Origin of the sequence: Zoogloea oryzae (assembly GCF_030161255.1) — a bacterium.
Classification (GTDB): domain Bacteria; phylum Pseudomonadota; class Gammaproteobacteria; order Burkholderiales; family Rhodocyclaceae; genus Zoogloea; species Zoogloea oryzae.
On the sequence record NZ_BSPX01000135.1, the window covers coordinates 1 to 5,396 of the forward strand.

The window sequence follows — 5,396 nt, forward strand, 5'->3', positions numbered from 1 at the left end:
AGCTGGCGCGTAGCCGCGACGTGCCGCAGCACGCCTGGATCGAGAAGGAGCAGGCGCGGCTGGCGTTGGAAGGCCAGCTCGCTGGCGCACGCGCCCAGCGCGCCGCCCTCGTCACCGAGCTGCGCACGACCACGCAGAACGCCCGCCTGGAGGCGCAGCGCCAGCTCGACACGGCGCAGGCCGAGGCGCAGCGCGCCCAGTCGCACGGAGAGCTGCTGCGTGTGACGGCGCCGGTGGATGGCACCGTCCACCAGCTTGCCGCGCACACCGTGGGCGGCATCGTGCCGGCCGCGCAGCCGCTGATGCAGATCGTGCCGGCCCAGGCCGACGTGGAGCTAGAAGTGATGGTGGAAAACCGCGACATCGGTTTCGTGCACGAAGGCCAGCCGGCGCAGGTCAAGCTGGATGCCTACGACTACACCCGCTTTGGCAGCGTGCCCGCCACCGTGCGCCAGGTGGCGCGCGACGCGGTACAGGATGAGCACCGCGGCCCGCTTTACCCGGTGCGCCTTACTCTGGCGCGCCGCAGCCTGATGGTGCACGGCCGCGAGGCGCCGATCGGCCCGGGCCTGAGCGGCAGCGCTGAAATCGTCACCGGCGAGCGCCGGCTGATCGACTACGTGCTGTCGCCCCTGCTACGCCACGGCCGAGAGAGTCTGCATGAGCGCTGAACACCGGCTCGCAGCCTGGGCGGCGGCGACTGCATTGCTGTTTGGGCTGGCTGGCCCGGGCAGCGCCTACGGCCAGGAAGCGACGCCGGCCCGAGAACTGGCGCTACCACCATTACCACCGCAGCTGGCGCCCGCTGCAGACGCCACCGCACCGTGGAATGCCGATCTGCGCGCATTGCGCGACAGGCTGACCGACCCTCTGCGCGTGCCGCAGGCCGATGGGCGGGCACTCCTTCCCGCGACCGTCGGCTCGGCGCCGTGCCCGGTCGCCGACGCGCTCCCGGAGCCGCTGGCGCTCTCGGACGCCGTCGCCGCAGCGCTGTGCCTGAACCCGCAGTGGCGCGCCAGCGCGGCCGCGGTGCAGGTGCAGGCCGCCGGTGTCGGCGAAGCGCGCGCGGCTTACCTGCCACGGGTCAACCTGGGCCTGGGCCGGCTTCGCACCGCCACCAGCTACCCGGACATGGAGGGTGCCGACAGCGCAGCCTGGGGCACCACGCGGCAGGCCACGGCGAACTGGCGTGTGTGGGATTTCGGCGCCCGCAGCGCCAACCTCGGGCTGGCCGACCGCCTGCTCGAAGCTGCGCTGGCCAATCGCGACGCCACGCTGCAGCGTCTGCTCGGCGATCTGACCAGCCGCTACTATGACGCCCAGACCGCCCGCGCCGCCGAACGTGCCCAGCAAGAGGCCGTGGCCCTCGCGCGCAACAGCCACGCCAGTGCCCTGCGTCGTGAGGCACGCGGTGCCGCCGCTGCAATCGACACGCTCCAGGCCCGCTCCGCGCTGGCAAAGGCCGAACTGATGCTGGCGCGTTCGCGTGGCCAGACACGCCAGGCGCAGGCCGAGCTGGTGCATGCCATCGGCCTGCCCGCCGCCAGCGTGCTGGTGCTACCCGATACGCTGGATACCATGCGGCCCGACGATCCGGGCGAACTGTCGTTATGGCTGACCGAAGTGCAGCAGCACCATCCAGCCGTCGCGGCAGCCCGTGCCCAGGTGGAGGCCGCCCGCGCCCGCGCCGACGCGACGCGTGCCGAAGGTCTGCCGACGCTCGATTTGAACGGCTCCTGGTACGCCAACGGCTATCCCAACCAAGGCCTGTCGTCATTGCGCACACGTGTGGCGACGATGGGTTTGACGCTGTCGATCCCGCTGTTTGAAGGCTGGTCGCGGGATTACAAGCTCAAAGGCGCGCAGGCCCAGGTGGCCCAGGCCGAGGCCGGCCTGCAACAGGCGCTGGGCCAGGCCGCATTTGACGTCGCCAAGGCCCACGACGGCACCCAGGCCGCGCTGGCAGGGCTGCGCCACGCCGACGAACTGCTGGACGCCGCCCGCGCCGCCCACGAAAGCGCCGGACGCCGCTACGAGCGAGGTGTGGGAGACATCACCGAGTTGCTCAACACCCAGGGCGCCTACAATGAGGCACGCTACGAGCGACTACGCACGCTGGCTGAATGGCATGCCGCACGTCTGGTGCTGCTGGCTGCAGCCGGCGTGCTGAACACGGTGGACGCCAGGCAGACGCCTACGCTACCCCGCTGAGGTTCAGGCTGGCTCCGGCTGAAGCTCGTTTTGCGATGGCTTGAGCTCTTCCAGGCGACGGAGCCAGGGCAACCGGGTGTTCATCCGGGGTCAGCTTTCGAGGTGATTGGGGGTTGGGCGATTTTCAGTCTCCCGATACGAGTGCTTGGGAAAGCCTGTCGAACCCTCACGCCGGCCCTTGCCCGAAAGGCCGTGTCTATGGAGAAACCAGCGCCGGTGCGTGGCAAGCGGACCTCCGGCGACGTGATCGACGCATAAGTCTGCGAGCGCCTGGGCGCCGGGCGCAAAAGGGGCTTTTCAGCCGAAAAAACCGCCGCTATAATGCGCGGCTTACGTGGGCCGATAGCTCAGCTGGGAGAGCGCCGCGTTCGCAATGCGGAGGTCGTGAGTTCGATCCTCATTCGGTCCACCACCGGTTTCAAAAAATGCCAGCAGGTCCGCCTGTTGGCATTTTTAATCTGCAGCACCCCGTGGAGGGGTTCCCGAGCGGTCAAAGGGATCAGACTGTAAATCTGACGGCACTGCCTTCGAAGGTTCGAATCCTTCCCCCTCCACCACCCCGATATCCGAAAGGCCCTGGCGCAAGCCCGGGCCTTTTTGCTTTTTGGGTGCGTGAGCCGCCTTGTCCAAAAATAGTGAACGACGTATAGTTTTATTCATCGTTTAGCTATGGAGGCGGGCATGTTCGAGCAAACTCATCGGTTGTGCAGGCGGATGCGGGACGCGGTGGAGTGCCGGCCATGACCGATACCCTTCCGGCCGAACCCGGGCGCCGCGAACGCAAGCGGCAGCAGCAGCTCGACCACCTGGCCGATACGGCCTGGGCGCTGTTCGAGGCCGAAGGCTTCGAAGCGGTGACGATGGAGCGCATCGCTGATGCCGCCGACGTGGCCAAGGGCACGCTCTACAAGCACTTCCCGGTGAAGGAGGCGCTGCTGCGACATCGCTTCCACCGGGAGCTGCACGCCGTGTGGCCGGAGATCCAGCCCGAGATGGCCGCGGCCGCGCCAGGGCCGGCGAGGCTGGCGTGCTTCTTCCGGCTGCAGGCGCGCTGGTGCGAGAGCCGGCGGGGCTACCTGCTGCCCTATGTGCGCTTTCGGCTGGCCGATCCGCAGCTCACCACCGACAAGCGCGAACGCAGCGGCATGGATCGCATCTTCACCGAGCTGATCGCCCAGGGGCAGGCGGCCGGCACGCTCCGCGCCGACATCCCGGCTGCGCTCTTGGCCGGCTACCTGCAATTCACCCATCTGGCGACCTTGCTGCGCTGGCTGACCGAAGACGGTCTGTCGCTGGAGGTGGAGCTGACACGCATGCTGGAGCTGGCGTGTAGCGGCATGGGAGCGCGGTCATGAAGGTGAGGCCGGAGATGTACCCGCTCGACGCGGTGGCGGCGGCCGACGCTGCGCCCGAGGTGGTCGGCGGCAAGGGCCTGCAGCTTGGGCTGCTGGTGCACTACGGGCTGCCGGTGCCGGATTTCTTCGTGCTGCCGGCGGCTTGGAGCCACCAGCGCGGGCGTGACGACGACGATCTGCAGCAGATCCTTCACGCCGAACTTGTCGCCCGGGGCTGGCTGGATGTGCCGCTCGCGGTGCGCTCGTCGGCGGTGGGCGAGGACGCGGCGGCGGCCTCGTTTGCGGGTATCTACCGCTCCTGCCTCAACGTGCGGGGCGTGGCGGCGCTGATGACGGCGGTGGGCGAGGTTTGGGCCTCGCTGGATACGCCGACGGCGGCGGCCTATCGCACGCGGCTGGGCCTCGCCGGTGAGCCGGAGATGGCCGTGGTGGTGATGCCACTGCTGGACGCGCGGGCGTCGGGCATCGCCTTCAGTTGCGACCCGATCACCGGCCGCGAGGACCGGATGATCGTGCATGCCCAGTGGGGTCTGGGCGAGAGCCTGGTGGGCGGCGAGACGGATGGTGACGAATACGTGTTCGCCGAAGACACCACCGACACCTGGCGGGTGATCGCCCAGCGCCGGGGCGGCAAGGGCACGATGAGCATGCCGACGCCGGAAGGTGGCACCACCCGGGTTGCCGTGGCGCAGGCCGAGGCGGCGTCGGACGTGCTCACCACCGGGCAGGCCGAGGCGCTGGCCGCATTGCTGCGGGACGCGGCGGTGGCCCTCGATTTCGTTGCGCCCTTCTACGATCTGGAGTGGGTGTGGGATGGCACGGCCTTCTGGCTGACCCAGGCCCGGCGGGTCACACGTCGGCCCCGCAACACCTATCCGCAGTTGCGTAACGCAGCGGCGATCTGGACCCGCGGCAACACCTGCGAGGTGATGCCGGCGCCCCTGTCGCCGATGGACTGGGCCTTCTCGCGGCGGGGCGTGAATGACCTGCTGGAGCCCGGCTGGCGCCTGGCCGGCCAGCGGCTGCTGCCCGGCGCCCAGCGGGCCGGGCTGTTCGACGGGCGGCTGTATCTGGAGGCGTCGATCCTGCAATGGGAGGCGCGGGACGCCATCGGGCTGCTGCCCGAGCGCTTCAACGCGATGATGGGCGGGCACCAGCCATGCATCGAGGTCGCCCCGCCGGGCTGGCGGGAGCGCCTGCGCCATCTGGGCAACACGCTGCGCTACCTGCGCCGGGCACCGGCCCTGCGGCGCCGGGGGCTGGCAGAGGTGGCGTCGATGCACGCGCTGTCGCGGGAGATCCGCAGCGCGCCGCTGCCGGGCGATTGCGAAGGCCTGTTCCGGCAGCTCGACCGCGTGCTGCGGCTGACCCGCGACGCCGAGGGGATGCATTTTCTGCAGGGCGCGGGCGGGGCCAGCCTGACCATGCTCCTCGACAGCATGGAGAAGCAGTTTCCGGGCGAGGGCGCGGCGATCGGAGCCGGGCTCCTGGCCGGCGGCGAGCCGAGCGTGACGGCGGTGCAGGGCTATGCACTGCTGGACCTGGCACGACAGGCCCGAGGGCTTGAGCAGCCGCTGGACGACCCGGCCTTTGCCGCCGCCTTCAAGGCCTTTCTCGACGCGTATGGCCACCGTGGCCCCTACGAAACCTATCTGCGCAACCCGCGCTGGGATGAGGCGCCCGAGCGGCTGCTGGATCAGTTGCCGGCGCTGGCCGATGTGGAGGCCGAGGCCCTGCGCGAGCGCCAGCGTGCCGCGGCCAACGCCGCCTGGCAGCGGGTCCGGCGCGATCTGCCCTGGTGGCGCCGGCCGCTGCTGGCATCGGTGGTGC

The 5,396-nt window shown here is 69.9% G+C and carries 4 protein-coding genes and 2 tRNA genes; all 6 read left to right on the forward strand.

Annotated elements, in window-relative coordinates; translation table 11 throughout:
• The coding region (locus tag QQK25_RS22095) for a beta-barrel domain-containing protein (RefSeq protein WP_284189900.1) at nucleotides 1–671 on the forward strand (671 nt) is incomplete at its 5' end.
• On the forward strand, nucleotides 661–2,211 hold the full coding sequence (locus tag QQK25_RS22100; RefSeq protein WP_284189901.1) for a TolC family protein: 1,551 nt from the start codon (nucleotides 661–663) through the stop codon (nucleotides 2,209–2,211). The genes QQK25_RS22095 and QQK25_RS22100, both read left to right, overlap by 11 nt.
• 336 nt (nucleotides 2,212–2,547) lie before the next feature.
• Nucleotides 2,548–2,623: transfer RNA gene (locus QQK25_RS22105), tRNA-Ala, on the forward strand.
• A gap of 60 nt (nucleotides 2,624–2,683) precedes the next feature.
• Nucleotides 2,684–2,768: transfer RNA gene (locus tag QQK25_RS22110), tRNA-Tyr, on the forward strand.
• Between the two features lie 183 nt (nucleotides 2,769–2,951).
• Nucleotides 2,952–3,566 carry a TetR/AcrR family transcriptional regulator gene (locus tag QQK25_RS22115; RefSeq protein WP_284189902.1) on the forward strand — a complete coding sequence of 205 codons (615 nt, stop codon included), beginning with the start codon at nucleotides 2,952–2,954 and terminating at the stop codon, nucleotides 3,564–3,566.
• Nucleotides 3,563–5,396 (forward strand): PEP/pyruvate-binding domain-containing protein (locus QQK25_RS22120; RefSeq protein WP_284189903.1); only part of this gene is annotated, 1,834 nt, incomplete at its 3' end. The genes QQK25_RS22115 and QQK25_RS22120, both read left to right, overlap by 4 nt.